10 protein-coding genes are annotated in these 12,663 nt (G+C 71.0%); 4 read left to right on the top strand and 6 right to left on the bottom strand.

Translation table 11 applies throughout. The features are described from left to right. Positions 1-8: 8 nt before the first annotated feature. The 4 genes from SFY69_04990 to SFY69_04975 all read right to left on the bottom strand — a co-directional run bounded on the left by SFY69_04990 (position 9) and on the right by SFY69_04975 (position 1,893). Positions 9-401, bottom strand: a complete 393-nt coding sequence (locus SFY69_04990) for a rhodanese-like domain-containing protein (GenBank protein MDX2131389.1) — start codon at positions 399-401, stop codon at positions 9-11. Further along, complete coding sequence (locus SFY69_04985; GenBank protein MDX2131388.1) at positions 398-982, bottom strand: hypothetical protein; 585 nt, start codon at positions 980-982, stop codon at positions 398-400. Before SFY69_04985 ends, SFY69_04990 begins: the two co-directional genes overlap by 4 nt. A 2-nt stretch (positions 983-984) precedes the next feature. Further along, positions 985-1,500 (bottom strand): RecX family transcriptional regulator, encoded by a 516-nt coding sequence (locus SFY69_04980; protein MDX2131387.1) that lies wholly within the window; start codon positions 1,498-1,500, stop codon positions 985-987. Between the two features lie 81 nt (positions 1,501-1,581). After that, the gene (locus SFY69_04975; GenBank protein MDX2131386.1) at positions 1,582-1,893 is read right to left on the bottom strand and encodes a tetratricopeptide repeat protein; all 312 of its coding nucleotides are present in this window, start codon (positions 1,891-1,893) and stop codon (positions 1,582-1,584) included. A gap of 82 nt (positions 1,894-1,975) precedes the next feature. Here SFY69_04975 and SFY69_04970 point away from each other — a divergent pair, with 82 nt between their 5' ends. Genes SFY69_04970 through SFY69_04960 form a run of 3 tightly spaced genes read left to right on the top strand, consistent with a single transcriptional unit; the run spans position 1,976 to position 6,436 of the window. Continuing rightward, positions 1,976-2,842 carry a 3-hydroxyacyl-CoA dehydrogenase NAD-binding domain-containing protein gene (locus SFY69_04970; protein ID MDX2131385.1) on the top strand — a complete coding sequence of 289 codons (867 nt, stop codon included), beginning with the start codon at positions 1,976-1,978 and terminating at the stop codon, positions 2,840-2,842. A gap of 42 nt (positions 2,843-2,884) precedes the next feature. Next, positions 2,885-4,339, top strand: a complete 1,455-nt coding sequence (locus SFY69_04965; GenBank protein ID MDX2131384.1) for a hypothetical protein — start codon at positions 2,885-2,887, stop codon at positions 4,337-4,339. Between the two features lie 60 nt (positions 4,340-4,399). Next, positions 4,400-6,436: a hypothetical protein gene (locus SFY69_04960; protein MDX2131383.1), complete on the top strand. Its 2,037-nt coding sequence runs from the start codon at positions 4,400-4,402 to the stop codon at positions 6,434-6,436. A gap of 17 nt (positions 6,437-6,453) precedes the next feature. On the opposite strand, the gene SFY69_04955 is transcribed toward SFY69_04960, so the two are convergent. Next, positions 6,454-8,931 (bottom strand): tetratricopeptide repeat protein, encoded by a 2,478-nt coding sequence (locus SFY69_04955; GenBank protein MDX2131382.1) that lies wholly within the window; start codon positions 8,929-8,931, stop codon positions 6,454-6,456. Between the two features lie 97 nt (positions 8,932-9,028). Here SFY69_04955 and SFY69_04950 point away from each other — a divergent pair, with 97 nt between their 5' ends. Beyond that, the gene (locus tag SFY69_04950) at positions 9,029-10,912 is read left to right on the top strand and encodes a methylmalonyl-CoA mutase family protein (GenBank protein ID MDX2131381.1); all 1,884 of its coding nucleotides are present in this window, start codon (positions 9,029-9,031) and stop codon (positions 10,910-10,912) included. A 31-nt stretch (positions 10,913-10,943) separates the two neighbouring features. On the opposite strand, the gene SFY69_04945 is transcribed toward SFY69_04950, so the two are convergent. Beyond that, entirely contained in the window at positions 10,944-12,446 is a 1,503-nt protein-coding gene (locus tag SFY69_04945) for an NF038122 family metalloprotease (GenBank protein ID MDX2131380.1), read from the bottom strand. Positions 12,447-12,663: the final 217 nt, after the last annotated feature.

Below are 12,663 nucleotides of genomic sequence, written 5' to 3'. Positions count from 1 at the left end.
GTCGTGGCTCACGGCGTGCGCAGGCGCAGCACGCCCGGGGCACGCTCGTAGCGGGGCACGGCGGTGTCGGCGGCTTGCGACCAGAGGTCGATGCCGCCCGCGACCGAGCGGGCGTCTTTGAGCGATTCGATGCCGCTGGCGCGGAGGATCATCGCGCCGTCGAGCGAGCGCCGCCCGTGGTGGCAGATGACGTAGACGGGCACGCCGGGCGGGACGTCGATCTCGTCGGCGCGGGCGCCCAGTTCATCGAGCGGCACGTGCACGCTGCCGGGCACCCGGACCAGGTCCCACTCCGGCTGGGTGCGACAGTCCACGAGCACGCAGGCCCGGCGCGAGAGGCTCGCGTGCGCGTCGGCGGGCGAGACCTCGTAGTCGGGGTGGACGCGGTGGGGGTGCGTCACCGGTTGAGTTCCCGCGTTGGCGCGGTGTCGGCGGGTTGTTCGACGGGCGCGGTGACGGACGTGGCCTGCCGGGCCGCGGGGACGCGCCAGTACGAGCGGGGAAGGTGGCGGACTTCCTGCCACGGCGGGAGGTAGAAGAACCGCGGGATGAGCAGGACGCCGTCCCAGGCGGCGAGGAAGGGCGACGCGGCGGTCTCGGCGACGCGGACGTCGAGCGTGTCGCCCTCGAGTTCGAGGGCGGTGGAGACGGTGACGGGGTCGCCGCGCTGGCGGGCGGTGTCGTCGGTCCAGCGCGGCGGGCGGGCGTAGCGCGGATAGCCGTACGTGCCGTCGACGGGAACGAGGACTTCCTGCGGCGTCCAGGCGGAGCGGTCGAGCGTGCGAGGGCCGGGCTCGTCGTGCGCGCGAGCGGCGTCGGGGGTCGTCGCGCCCGCACGATCGCGGAACGCCTCGAGCTCGACGGCGTTCGCGGGGTCGTTGAGGCGGCCGAGCGTGTGGCGGTTGTTGGCGTCGGCGAGGCAGCCGCCCAGCGCGAGCGTGCAGGCCCCGGCGACGACGAGGGCGAGGTGCGTGGTGGTCACGGCTACAGGGTAGCGGAGTCCGCGTCGGACGGGTGCGCGTCGGAGGGGTCGGGGGGCTCGCCGAGCACGGCGCGGGCCGCGTCGAGCGAGGCCTCGGCGTCGTGCCCGCGCCGCGCGAGCGCGCCGAGCACGCGGCGCCAGCGGGCGTGCGCATCGAGCGAGGCGGGCAGGCGGGCGGCGGCGGCCCGGGCGGCGGCGAGCGCGAGGGCGGCGTCGGTGGGGGCGGCGTGGATCGCCCGGGCCGCGGCGCGGGCGGGGAGGGAGCGCCGGCGCGCACGGTCGCGCATGAGGGCGTGCGATTCGCCCCGTTCGCCGGCGGCGTCGGCGATGCGCCGGGCCAGGGCGTCGTCGTTCAGGAGGTTCGAGGCGACCAGGCGCGCGATGGTGCGCTCGACGGCGGCGGGCGGGAACTTCGCCAGGCGGGCGCGCAGCTCGGCGGTGCTGCGGTCCTGCACGCGGAGCAGGCGCAACGCCGCGCGATAGGCCTTTTCGTCGGGAGTGAGCGGGCGGGTGGGCACGGTGCGTGATCTCGGCTCGTGACGGCGTGTTGTCGGCGGCGCGTCTTCCACGCCTGCGCGTCCGCGGTTACCTCTCGGCGACTAGTCCTCCGCGTCGAGCGCGAGCGCGCGGAGTTCGTTGAGCGCCTTGGCGTCGCCGGCCTGGGTCGCGGCGGCGATGCCGGTGCGCAGGGCGGCGCGGGCGTCGTCGGCGCGCCCGGCTTCGAGCTGCACGCGGGCCTTGTGGTAGTACGCGTAGAGGTAGGTGGGATCGGCCGCGAGGCAGCGGTCGAAGAAGTCGACGGCGGTGTCGGTGGCGCCGTGCTTGGCGTGCTCCTGGGCGAGGGCGTAGAGCACGAAGGGGTCGTTGGGATCGGCGGCGAGGAGCTTCTCGAGTTGGGCGATGGAGGGCATGCGCGAGGATAGTGCCGACGCGAGACGCGGCGGGCGGGGGACGGACGCGCCGTGCTACGCTGGGGCTTTGCGGGAGGGTGCGATGGCGGACGTGAAGACGCTGGGCGTGATCGGTGCGGGGCAGATGGGCGGGGGCATCGCGCAGGTCGCGGCGATGGCGGGGATCGAGTGCGTGGTGTTCGACGCCTTCCCCGGCGCGATCGAGAAGTGCAAGGGCGTGCACGCCAAGAGCCTCGCGAAGCTGGTCGAGAAGCAGAAGATCTCGCAGGCCGACGCGGACGGCGCGGCGGGGCGGGTCCGGTTCGTCACGAGCCTGGATGCGCTGAGCGGGGCCGACTGGGTCGTCGAGGCGATCGTCGAGGACGCGGCGGTCAAGAAGGATTTGTTCGCGAAGCTGGCGGCGATGTTCCCGCGCGAGGACGTCGTGCTCGCGACGAACACGAGCAGCATCAGCATCACGCAGATCGCGGCGGCGGCCGGGGGCGCGGCGTCGCGGGTCGTCGGCATGCACTTCTTCAATCCCGTGCCGCTGATGGCGCTGGTGGAGGTCATCCCCGCGATGCAGACGGCGCCGGGGGTGGTGGAGCGGACGATCCAGTTGGCGACGAAGATGGGCAAGACGCCCCTGAAGGCGAGCGACCGCGCGGGGTTCGTGAGCAACCGCGTGCTGATGCCGATGATCAATGAGGCGTTCTACGCGTGGATGGAGGGCGTGGCCGAGCCCGAGGCGATCGACGGGATCATGAAGCTCGGGTGCAACTTCCCCATGGGCCCGCTGCGCCTGGCGGACTTCATCGGGCTCGACACGTGCGTGCACATCATGGACGTGCTGGCCGACGGTCTGAACAACGACCGGTACCGCGCGTGCCCGTTGCTCAAGCAACTGGTGACGGCCGGGCGATTGGGCGACAAGTCGCGCCGGGGCGTGTACGAATACCCGGCGAAGTAGCCCCCGAGCGTGCGGGCGCGTGGTGTCGGCGGGGAGGTCATCATGCGACGATCCAGGAGAGGCGGGGCGAGCCTCGCGGGGTTGCTGGCCGGGCTGATCGGCGTGGCCGGGTGCGATCGGCAGCCGGCGCCGGGCGTGGCGCCGGGGCCGTCGGCTGCGGGAGCGCCAGCGCCGGTCGCGCCCGGAACGACGGACACGCTGGACGCGATCTTTGCGCGATCGCACGCGGCGTATGCCGCCCTGCTACGCGAGGACCAGCCTGCGACGGGCGAGGACGCGCTGGCGGTGATCGAGGAAGCGGGTGCGCGGGTGCTGGAGGTGGAGCGGTCGCTGCTCGAGTCGGGCGACGGTGTTCAGTTCGACGCGCTGTGGAGCAAGGACGCAACGCCCGCGCAGCGCGACGCCGCGCGCCGGGGCGTGGAGGGACTGGAGGCGGCGGGCGTGGGCGCGCTGATCGCAAAGGCGGCGGCGCTGCCGCGCGCAGTCCCGGTGCACGAGGCGAGCGGGCCGCTGATCGACACGAAGTTGCCGCAGCTCGGTCGTCTGCGGTCGTTGACGCGGCTGAACTCGGCGCGGGCGGTCATCGCGCTGGAGGCGGGCGACGCCGAGGCGTTTGTGGAGCGGGTGGGCGAGATCCTGGCGCTGGGCGTGCACGGCTCGCGCCAGGGCCCGATCATCGCGCACCTGGTGGGTTTCGCGGTGCAGTCTCGCGCGTTGGAGGTGATCCGGCAGGGGATCCTCACCGGGCGCCTGGACGACGCGTCGCTGGCACGGCTGGCGTCGCTCATCGAGGAGCAGGCCGTGGCGCCGTTGAGCCGCGCGTTGCGCGCGGAGCGGCTGCTGGCGTCGGACACGATCGAGTTCGTGTACTTCACGGGGCCGGAGGGGCTGGCGTATCTGCGGGGGTCGACGGACGGGGCGGTTGTGCCCGACGTGCGCACCCGCGTGGTGCCGGAGGGGCGTGCGCTCGGGCCGGGCATGCCCGATCGGGCAACGCAGCAGCGCCTGTCCGAGGAGGCGTATGACCTGGTCGACGAACTGGCGGCGATGCTGCCCGCCGCGCGTCGCGGCGCGGGCGGGTGGGAGCGTCTGGACACCATTCGCAACGAGAACCTGCTGCTGGGCATTCTGATGCCGGCGCTGGACAAGGCGTTGGCGTCGCGGGACATGTTCGAAGCCGATCGGAGCGGCACGCGGGCGCTACTGGCGCTCGCGCGGGCGGAGCGAGCGCTGGGCGCGCCCCCGGAGACACTGGCGGCGCTCGTGCCGGCGTTCGTCGCGGGCGTGCCTGTCGACCCGTACACCGGGCACGCGCTGGGATACATGCCGCCGTCGAAGGGGCCGTACGAGGGCGGGCGGCGGTTCGTGCTGTACGCCGCGGGCCCGGACGGGACGGACGACGGAGGGAAGGTGGACTTTGCCGAGCCGCTCCGATCGCAGAGCGCGGGCGGCGCGGGGCTGGATTTCCTGCTGAACCGCGAGTCGGCGGAGCGATGAGGCGGCGGCGGGGTCGGGGCTTCGCAACCCGCGCAAGGCGGTGGAGGTAGACGGTCCCGCATGCGCCTGCCGATGTCCAGGGTGTACCGCGCGTTCCCGGAGCTGGACGCCTTCAGCGACGAGCAATGCGCGGGGTTCGTTCGAGCGACGAAGCGCCGCCTGGGGCGTCGTGCGCTGCGCGTGCTGCTGCAGGGCATCGCGACGGTCCTTGGGATGGCGTGCGGGGCCGGTGTCGCGTGGGCATACTCCGAGTATGTCCTGGGCGGGGACTCGCTGCGCCTCACGGATGCCGCGTACCTCGCGATGATGGCCGGCGTGTTCGTGCTGGTGATCGGGCTGGGCGGCGCCGGCTGGCTGGTGACGCGCGACGTGCTGCTGCGGCGCGGCATCCGGCGCGTGCTGAGCACGCGCGGCACGTGCCCGGCGTGCGGGTACGGGCTGACGGGGATCCCGCTTGTGGCCGACGGGCGCGTGTTGTGCCCCGAGTGCGGGTTCCACGCGACGCCCGACGAATCGCTCGGCGAGGTGCAGGTGAACGAGGCGGGCGTGCGGCTGTTCATGCCCTCGCCCGAGATGACCAAGGCCGGCGGACGCGTGCGCACGCCCGAGGAGCGCCGGCGTCTGCGCACGCGCATCACGTGGGCCTTGGCGACGCCGGTCGTGCTGCTGCTGGTGCTCGCGCTGGGGTACGAGGTGTTCATCCGCTGGCAGGCCGGGGTGGCGGCGCGCGAGCGCCCGGGCGCGCCGGGCCTCGTTGAGTTTGTGCTGTCGCAGCAACCCCCGGGCACGAAGGAAGGCGACCCCAACGCGTGGGATTCGTTCGACCAGGCCCGCATGCGGAAGGAACAGACCGACGCGAACACCTGGCGCGCGGCGGCCGCGATGGCCGGGGCCGACGGCGTGTATCCGTCGTTCGGCGCGCTCTACGACCGGTCGGTGTCGGGCCAGGCACACGTCGACGAGCGCAACGAGCGCGGGCGCGTGCTGGCGATCGACCTGCTCGGGCAGTATCGCGCGGCGGGCGTGTTCGACAAACTGGACGAGATGGCGACGCGCCCGTTCGCGGTGCGGCCGATCACACTCCCTCCCGGAGCGCCCAGTCTCGGGATGCTGCTGCCCGAACTGGGCGTGGCGCGTGAGTTCGCGCGGATCAACGCCGGGCGGATGACGCTCGCGCTCGCCGACGAGGACGAGCGCGAGTGGGTGTCTGCGTACGAGTCTTCGCTGGCGATGTCGCGCATTCTGAAGTCGCAGATCTTGCTGTTGGATTGGCTGGTCGCGTTCGCGATCGAGGCCCTGGCGTTCGAGCGGCTGAAGGACTTCGTCGCGTCACGGCCTGATGCGGGGACGGTGCAGGCGGCGGAAGGCGCGTTCGTGCGCCAGCAGTCGCACCTGCCCTCGAGCAGCATGATCGAGGGCGAACGTCTCGTGCAACAGGACACGATCGCCTGGGTGTTCGAGGATCCATCGCGCGTGCGGCTCGAACGCTGGTCGAGACCGCTCAAGGCGATCTCGTTCGGGTCCCATCTGCCGAGCGGGCGTCTGGGGACGTACCGGTCCAACCTTCGCGCGATGGATCTTCGCTTCGCGGTGCTTCGCGGGAAGATCGAGACGGAGCCGCACGAGCGGACTGCGCTCGCGCCCGCGGATGAGACCAATCTCTTGCTGATGGCGTTGCTGGCGCCGACGCCCGACCGCTTGATCGCGCCATCGACGATGGCGGCGCTCCATCGTCGCGCCACGCGCATCATGCTGGCGTTGGAACGCAGCCGGCTCGCGACGGGCGCGTACCCGGCGACGCTCGCCGAACTCGACGGGCTCGACGCCGACACGCTCCGCGACCCATGGTCGGGCAAGACGCTCGGGTATCGGCGCGAGGGCGGCGGGTACGTGCTGTACAGCGCGGCGGCGGACGGCGTGGACGACGGAGGCGTGTTCGATCCGGCCGCTGGGCCCAGTGTGCTCGTGCCCGGTTCGATCGCGGGGCTGGACTATCTGATCCATCGCCAGCCGGGAGACCGTGTGCTGCCCACGCCGCGTGAGCCGCTGCCGATCTCGCCCGATGCGGAGGATCCCGACAACCAGCCCCCGGGCTGAGGCGCGGGCCGCGCGCGTCACCGAGGCGGCGGGGGAATGGGCGTGGTGGGGGCCGTGGGGGTGGTCGGCGGTGTGGTGGCCTTGGGAGCCGCCTGCTGGAGGTAGGCCTTGGCGCGCGCGAGGTTCTCGGCGGCGCGGGTTTGCGCCGGGTCGATCTTGAGCGCGTTCTCGAAGCAGGTGATCGCGCCGCGGAGTTCACCCCGGCGGCCCTTGTACGTGCCGAGCATGCTCCACACGAGCGCCTGGTTGGGGTCGAGGTTCAAGGACGCCTCGGCGGCGCGCTCGGCGTTGGCGGGGTTGCCGAGCGCGTCTTCGATGGTCGCGATCTTGTTCCACTCGTTGGCGTGGGCGGGGCCGAGGTCCTGCGCCTTTACATAACACGGCAGGGCGTCCCGGGGCCTGCCGCCCTGGAACAGCGCGTCGCCGCGCGCCACGTGCAGGTCGCGGGCGTCGGGCTCGAGCGCGATCGCCTCGGCGAGCACGCGCTCGGCAAGGTCGAATCGCGGGGCGCTGAGGAGGGCGCGCGAGGCCTCGCGCAGCACGCCCGAGCGGCGTTCGCGCGGAAGCGCGCGGAGCGAGGCCCAGCCCTCCGGGTCGTCGGCGGCGCCCAGGCGGGCGGTCGCGTCGAACGCGCGCAGGTTGAGGTTCCGCGGCTCGGCCGCGAGCCCCCGCGTGATCCACGCGCGCGCAAGTTCCGGTCGTCCGAGCGCGAACCACGCGGACGCGAACCCCTCGGCCCGCCAGGCGCGCGTGGGCGCACCGACGCCGCGCTTCCACGCGGGCGGGGTGTCGGGCGGGAAGGTCTCGGGCGGGGGCGGCGCGATGAGGCCCGGCGACGCCGCGGCGATCACGGTCGCGTGCGCGGGCGTGCGGCGGTAGAACACCACGCTGCGATGATCGACGAAGACGGGAGCCCACTGTGGCGAGCGGGCCATCGTGCTGATGAGATCGTCGTAGCCGACGGTGGGGAGGATCGCGGCGTCGATGGCGCGGGCGTTGGCGAAGGCGTCCCAATCGGCGCCGGAGATGGTGGAGACTTCGGTCAGAAGTTGCGGGCCGTAGGCGTCGGTCCGTCCGTCGATGAACACCGGGATGGAGTGGGCGCGCCAGATGAGGTACGCGCCGTCGCGGATGGTGTTGAAGAGGCGTCCGGAGGGCGGGTTCTCGGCGAGGAACGCGACCCCGCCCGCGGGCAGGGTCCATTCCACGACGCCGAAGCCCGACTCACGCGGCTGGTTGAGGCGCGGTCCGACGCGGTCCGACGCGATGAACCATGCCGCCAGCAGGCAGGCGACGAGGAACGCCACGGGCGACGCGCGCCGCGCGAGAACGGACGCGGCGGACGGGGCGCGGGGCGAGCCGGCGTGCGGCGAGGAGCGTCTCGCGGCGGCGAGCGATCGCAGTTCGCCCAGGGCGGCCCACGCCGCCATGAGCGCGAGCATCGGCGCGTTGCGCTGCAACTGAATGAAGAGAATCACGCCGAGCGCGAGGATGCCCAGACGCACGACGTCGAAGCGCCGGATGTTCAGCGCGGCGATCGTCACGCCCACGCACGCGAGGATCGCCCCGGCGACGAGGTCCCACGTCCAGTCGGCGAGCGGCATCTCGGTGGGGCTGCGCATCTCGCCGATGAACTGGTTGGTGGCGTGCCCGGCCCGCGTCTCGCGGAACATCTGCACGACGTACATCGCCCCGTCGTGGAAGTACGGGTTGGCCCAGCAGGCGAGCGTCGAGCCGACAGCGCCGGCGAGCAGGGGCAGGCTGACAAGCGGGCGCCGGGGCGCGCCGCGGGCGCGATCGATGGCGCGCTGCACGCCTTCGCCCGCGACAAAGCACCAGGCGAGGAGCGGGCCAAAGAAAAAGAGCGTGTGAAGGTTGGTCCAGAGGACCTGCATCAGGACGAGCGAGCCGACCGTGAGGTACGGGAAGGGCCGCGGGCGAGCGCCGTGCGCGCGGGCGCTCGCGAAGGCGTCGGCAGGCACGTGCGCGGTGGGGGCACCGTGGCCATCGCCCGGTTCGTCGCGCCCGCGCAGGCGCGACAGCAGCGCGAGCGAGAGCGCCACGCCGACGTAGGTCGCGAGTTCCGGGCGCATCACCCAGCGGCCGAGCCCCGCGGCGACGCCCAGCCCGATGATCCACGGCACAAGCGGATGGCGCAGCATGCGCCGGAACGGCCAGATCGTGATGGCCCACGCGGACCACACCGCCGCGGCCTGCAGCAGCGTCATCGACCAATCGCCCACGCGGGCGTACAGCAGGTACAAGGCCGCGCAGTACAACCAGCGCATCTCGCGCAGCGGTGCCCCGGCGTTCGTCCACGAGTACATCTCGCTGCGGGGCACGTCGAGGTGCTCGACGATCCACTGCCCGTTGCGGAGTTGCCACCAGACGTCGATGGACCAGACTTTCTGCAGCCCGGCCGCGAGCAGCAGGACGCCCAGCCCGGCGAGCGCGAGCAGCGGTGGGCGGCGGGACGTTGCGGCGTCGGGGTGCATCGCCCGATCCTACACGCCGGCCCGCCCAGCGCCGGATTCGGGAGGCGGTCGGGGACGATCGTCTCGATCTTTTTGGGTCGATCCCTACACTGCGGGCATGACCACCACCTCGCGCCCGCAGACGACCCCGGTGACCCAGAAAGTCGATCCGCACGCCGTCACGATCAGCGGGGTGGTGCTGGATCCGTCGTACGGCCCTGCGTCGCAGGGCTACCGCGAGCCGGAGGCGCTGCGAAACATGCCGCGCGACCTGCCCGCGCCCGGCGCGTACCCGTACACGCGCGGGCTGTTCCCGCAGGGCTACCGCACGCGCCTGTGGACCATGCGCCAGTTCGCGGGCTTTGGCAGCGCCGACGACACGAACCGCCGGTTCAAGTACCTCCTCGAGCAGGCCAAGGGCACGAACGCCAACACCGGGCTCTCGACCGCCTTCGACCTGCCAACGCTCATGGGGCGCGACAGCGACGATGAGCTCTCGGTGGGCGAGGTCGGCAAGTGCGGCGTGGCGATCGCGACGATCGAGGACATGCACCGCCTGTACGCCGACATCCCCGTCGATCGGGTGACGGTGAGCCAGACGATCAACGGGCCGGCGGCGGTGATCTGGGCGATGTACCTCGCGCACGCGCTGCAGCGGGGCATCTCGTGGGGCAGCCTGGGCGGGACGCTGCAGAACGACATCCTGAAGGAGTTCCACAGCCAGAACGAGTTCATCTACCCGCCCGAGCCGAGCGTGAAACTGGTGGTGGACACCATCGAGTTCCAGAGCCGCTTCGTGCCGAAGTGGAACAGCGTGTCGATCAGCGGGTACCACATCCGCGAGGCCGGGAGCACGGCGGCGCAGGAACTGGCGTTCACGCTGCGCGACGGGATGGAGTACGTCGAGGCGTCGATGGAGCGCGGGCTGGACGTCGACGCGTTCGCGCCGCGCCTGTCGTTCTTCTTCAACAGCCACAACGAGTTCTTCGAGGAGGTCTGCAAGTTGCGGGCCGCCCGGCGCATCTGGGCGCGCGTGATGAAGGACCGCTACGGGGCGTCGAGCGAGCGGTCGTGGTACATGAAGACGCACGTGCAGACGGCCGGGTGCAGCCTGACCGAGCAGCAGCCGCTGAACAACATCGTGCGCGTCGCGTACCAGGCGATGGCCGCGGTGCTCGGCGGGTGCCAGAGCCTGCACACCGACAGCATGGACGAGACGCTGGGCCTGCCGACCGAGCAGGCCGTCACCGTCGCGCTGCGCACGCAGCAGATTCTCGCGCACGAGACGGGCGTCACGCGCGTCGCCGATCCGCTCGGCGGATCGTGGTTCGTCGAGCAACTGACGGACACGATGGAGCGGGCGGCCCTCGATCTGCTGCACGAGATCGACGCGATGGGCGAGTATCGCGACTGGCGGAACCCGAGCCGCGCCGGGCACGCGCACGAGAGCGCGACGCCGCTGGCCGAGCACGTCGCGTACCAGGGACGCAAGACGTACGGGCGGGGCGTGGTGAACGGCATCAACCGCGGCTACTTCCGGCGCGCGATCGCGGAGGCGAGCTACCGCTTCAGCGAGGAGTGCGAGGCGGGGGACCGCATCATCGTCGGCGTCAACGCGTACATCGACCCCGACGAAAAGCGCCCGATCGACATCCTGGTGATCCCCGACGAGGTCGAGATCCAGCAGAACGAGCGGCTGGCGGATTTCAAGAAGCGTCGCGACGCCGCCGGCGTGAAGGCCGCGCTCGACGCGATCCGCAAGGTCTGCCGGGGCGAGGTGGCGACGTTCCCCGCGCTCGACGCGGCGGGCATCCGCATGGGCGCGGCGTCGCAGGCGCCCGCCGTCAGCGCGGGCGAGCGGGCGGACTGGAACTACGGCCTGCATCCGACGAACGTCATGCCCGCGCTGGTGAACGGCGCGCTCGCGAACTGCACGCTTGGCGAGATGGTGCAGGCCATGGCCGACATCTACGGACGCTACACCGGCGGGCCGGAGTGGTAGCGGTTGCGAGTGGTTGGACGCGAAGACAGTGTTACGGACACGGGCCGCCGGCGACGACTTCCGTGAGGCGGGCGACGTCCTCCTGATCGAGATTGCCATCCTGGTTGAAGTCCGGATCGCCGCAGGCGCAGGTCGGGTCGCCCCCGACGGCGCTGACGATGCAGACAATATCGTCCTGATCGATGTTTCCGTCGCAGTTGATGTCGGGGTCGCACGCGGGGAGGATTGTCAGGCTCCGATCCTCCGAGTCCGCATATCCCGCCGCCGTAGCGCCGACAACGGACCAGACATACTCGCCGGGCGGGAGCGATTCGGCCGCCTCAAGAATGACGGACGTCGTCTCCGGCGGGAGTTGGTAAAAGACTTTGATCGGGTTGTCGTTGCCAATCTCCTCGACCCGGGTGATGAACACGCTCCAGTCGTTGAACGGTCCTGGTTGCCATGAGAATGTAATCGCTTCGCCGGTCGTGAACTGTGCGGTCGCCGCGGGCGCGACGAGATTCACGGGATCTGCCGCCGTGTATTGGACAGCGTCTGGGTTCACGTTCCATCCCATGACATCTAGCGCCTCGACATCCGCACGAGTGTACAAACGTTTGCCCAGTGACGAGTACATGGGAAAGCTACCACCCGGGTCCATAACACCGATCGCGGTCGGCGGAGTGAGGAGACTTAGGCTTCGCCAGTGAGCTGCCTGAAACCCGTCCCCGCCGGTTCGTCTCCCGCGCGACAGCTTGTACGCCTTCGTCGTGCTCCCGAGCAGGGTGATCGCCGTGGCGTCGACAGTCGGCCGCAGCTCGCGGGGCAGCGTCTCGAACTCTATCGCGTCGATCGGGACACTGGTGTCGGCAAACCGGAACAAATCCCACGAGTCCAGCGTGCTCGGCGTGGTGCTCGCCTCCGCGACCGAGTCGAAGCCCAGCAGGTGGAGCGACTCATGAATTGCCACCGCCTCGAAAAGCTCGTATTCAGGGAGAACGGGGCCGTCTCGTTTTGGCCAGAACTGCCACTTGAGTGTCGGCGAAGGCGGACGGAACCGGATGGTGCCGTCTGTCTGTTCGGTCGTGGGCTGGAAGGCGAGATGCTTATTGAGGGCATTTGGAATGGCCACTTGCGTGGCAAATAGCGTGGTGGCGGTATCGAAGCGAAACGGAATGCTGCTCGCGGGTAGCGATTCGTACAACAGCACCTCGCTCGCGGGTTCATTGTCGGCCGTCGCCTGGTTCGTGAGCTTGTCTTTGGCGATCGCAACAGTAGCCGTGTGGAACATGGACACAGTCGCGTTCGCAACTGCGGTCGGGCTCGAAGGATTCTCCCAGAGCACCACGAATCGAGCGTTGCCGGTGCTTCCCGAAAGGATCGACTCCAGCTTAAGTCGCGCCCGATCCAGCGACATTCGCATCGGCATGACGCGATCCCGTCCCAGGGCGGCCGTCGCGTTCTGTTCACCGACAACGTAGGTCAGGGTCCATTGCGCACTCGCCGGAGGTGGCACGACGGCGATCCACCAGAACATGAGGGCTGCGAGGAGCATGTGCAGGTGCCCTGCGCTAAGCGTCAGCGGCGAGCGGCGAGCGGCGAGCGGCGAGCGGCGAGCGGCATGGACGTCTCCTCAGGGTTCGGCGTGGAATCGGACTCTACCACTATCGGCGGTCGCTCGCACCGAGAATCTCATTCCGTCCCTACCGATTTCGGATGAAGATGCCGTGAGGACTCTGCGGCTCCGGCTTTGCGGGCCTAGTTTGTACGAG

This window comes from Planctomycetota bacterium (assembly GCA_033763975.1).
Lineage (GTDB): Bacteria > Planctomycetota > Phycisphaerae > Phycisphaerales > UBA1924 > RI-211.
Note: the sequence above shows the minus strand (reverse complement) of the source record. Positions and strands in the feature narration are given on the sequence as shown.

Excerpts from the sequence above, each read along its gene's own strand:
- SFY69_04975 (MDX2131386.1), bottom strand. The coding sequence starts at position 1,893 with ATGCCCTCCATCGCCCAACTCGAGAAGCTCCTCGCCGCCGATCCCAAC.
- SFY69_04970 (MDX2131385.1), top strand. The coding sequence starts at position 1,976 with ATGGCGGACGTGAAGACGCTGGGCGTGATCGGTGCGGGGCAGATGGGC.
- SFY69_04965 (MDX2131384.1), top strand. The coding sequence starts at position 2,885 with ATGCGACGATCCAGGAGAGGCGGGGCGAGCCTCGCGGGGTTGCTGGCC.
- SFY69_04960 (MDX2131383.1), top strand. The coding sequence starts at position 4,400 with ATGCGCCTGCCGATGTCCAGGGTGTACCGCGCGTTCCCGGAGCTGGAC.
- SFY69_04955 (MDX2131382.1), bottom strand. The coding sequence starts at position 8,931 with ATGCACCCCGACGCCGCAACGTCCCGCCGCCCACCGCTGCTCGCGCTC.
- SFY69_04950 (MDX2131381.1), top strand. The coding sequence starts at position 9,029 with ATGACCACCACCTCGCGCCCGCAGACGACCCCGGTGACCCAGAAAGTC.
- SFY69_04945 (MDX2131380.1), bottom strand. The coding sequence starts at position 12,446 with ATGCTCCTCGCAGCCCTCATGTTCTGGTGGATCGCCGTCGTGCCACCT.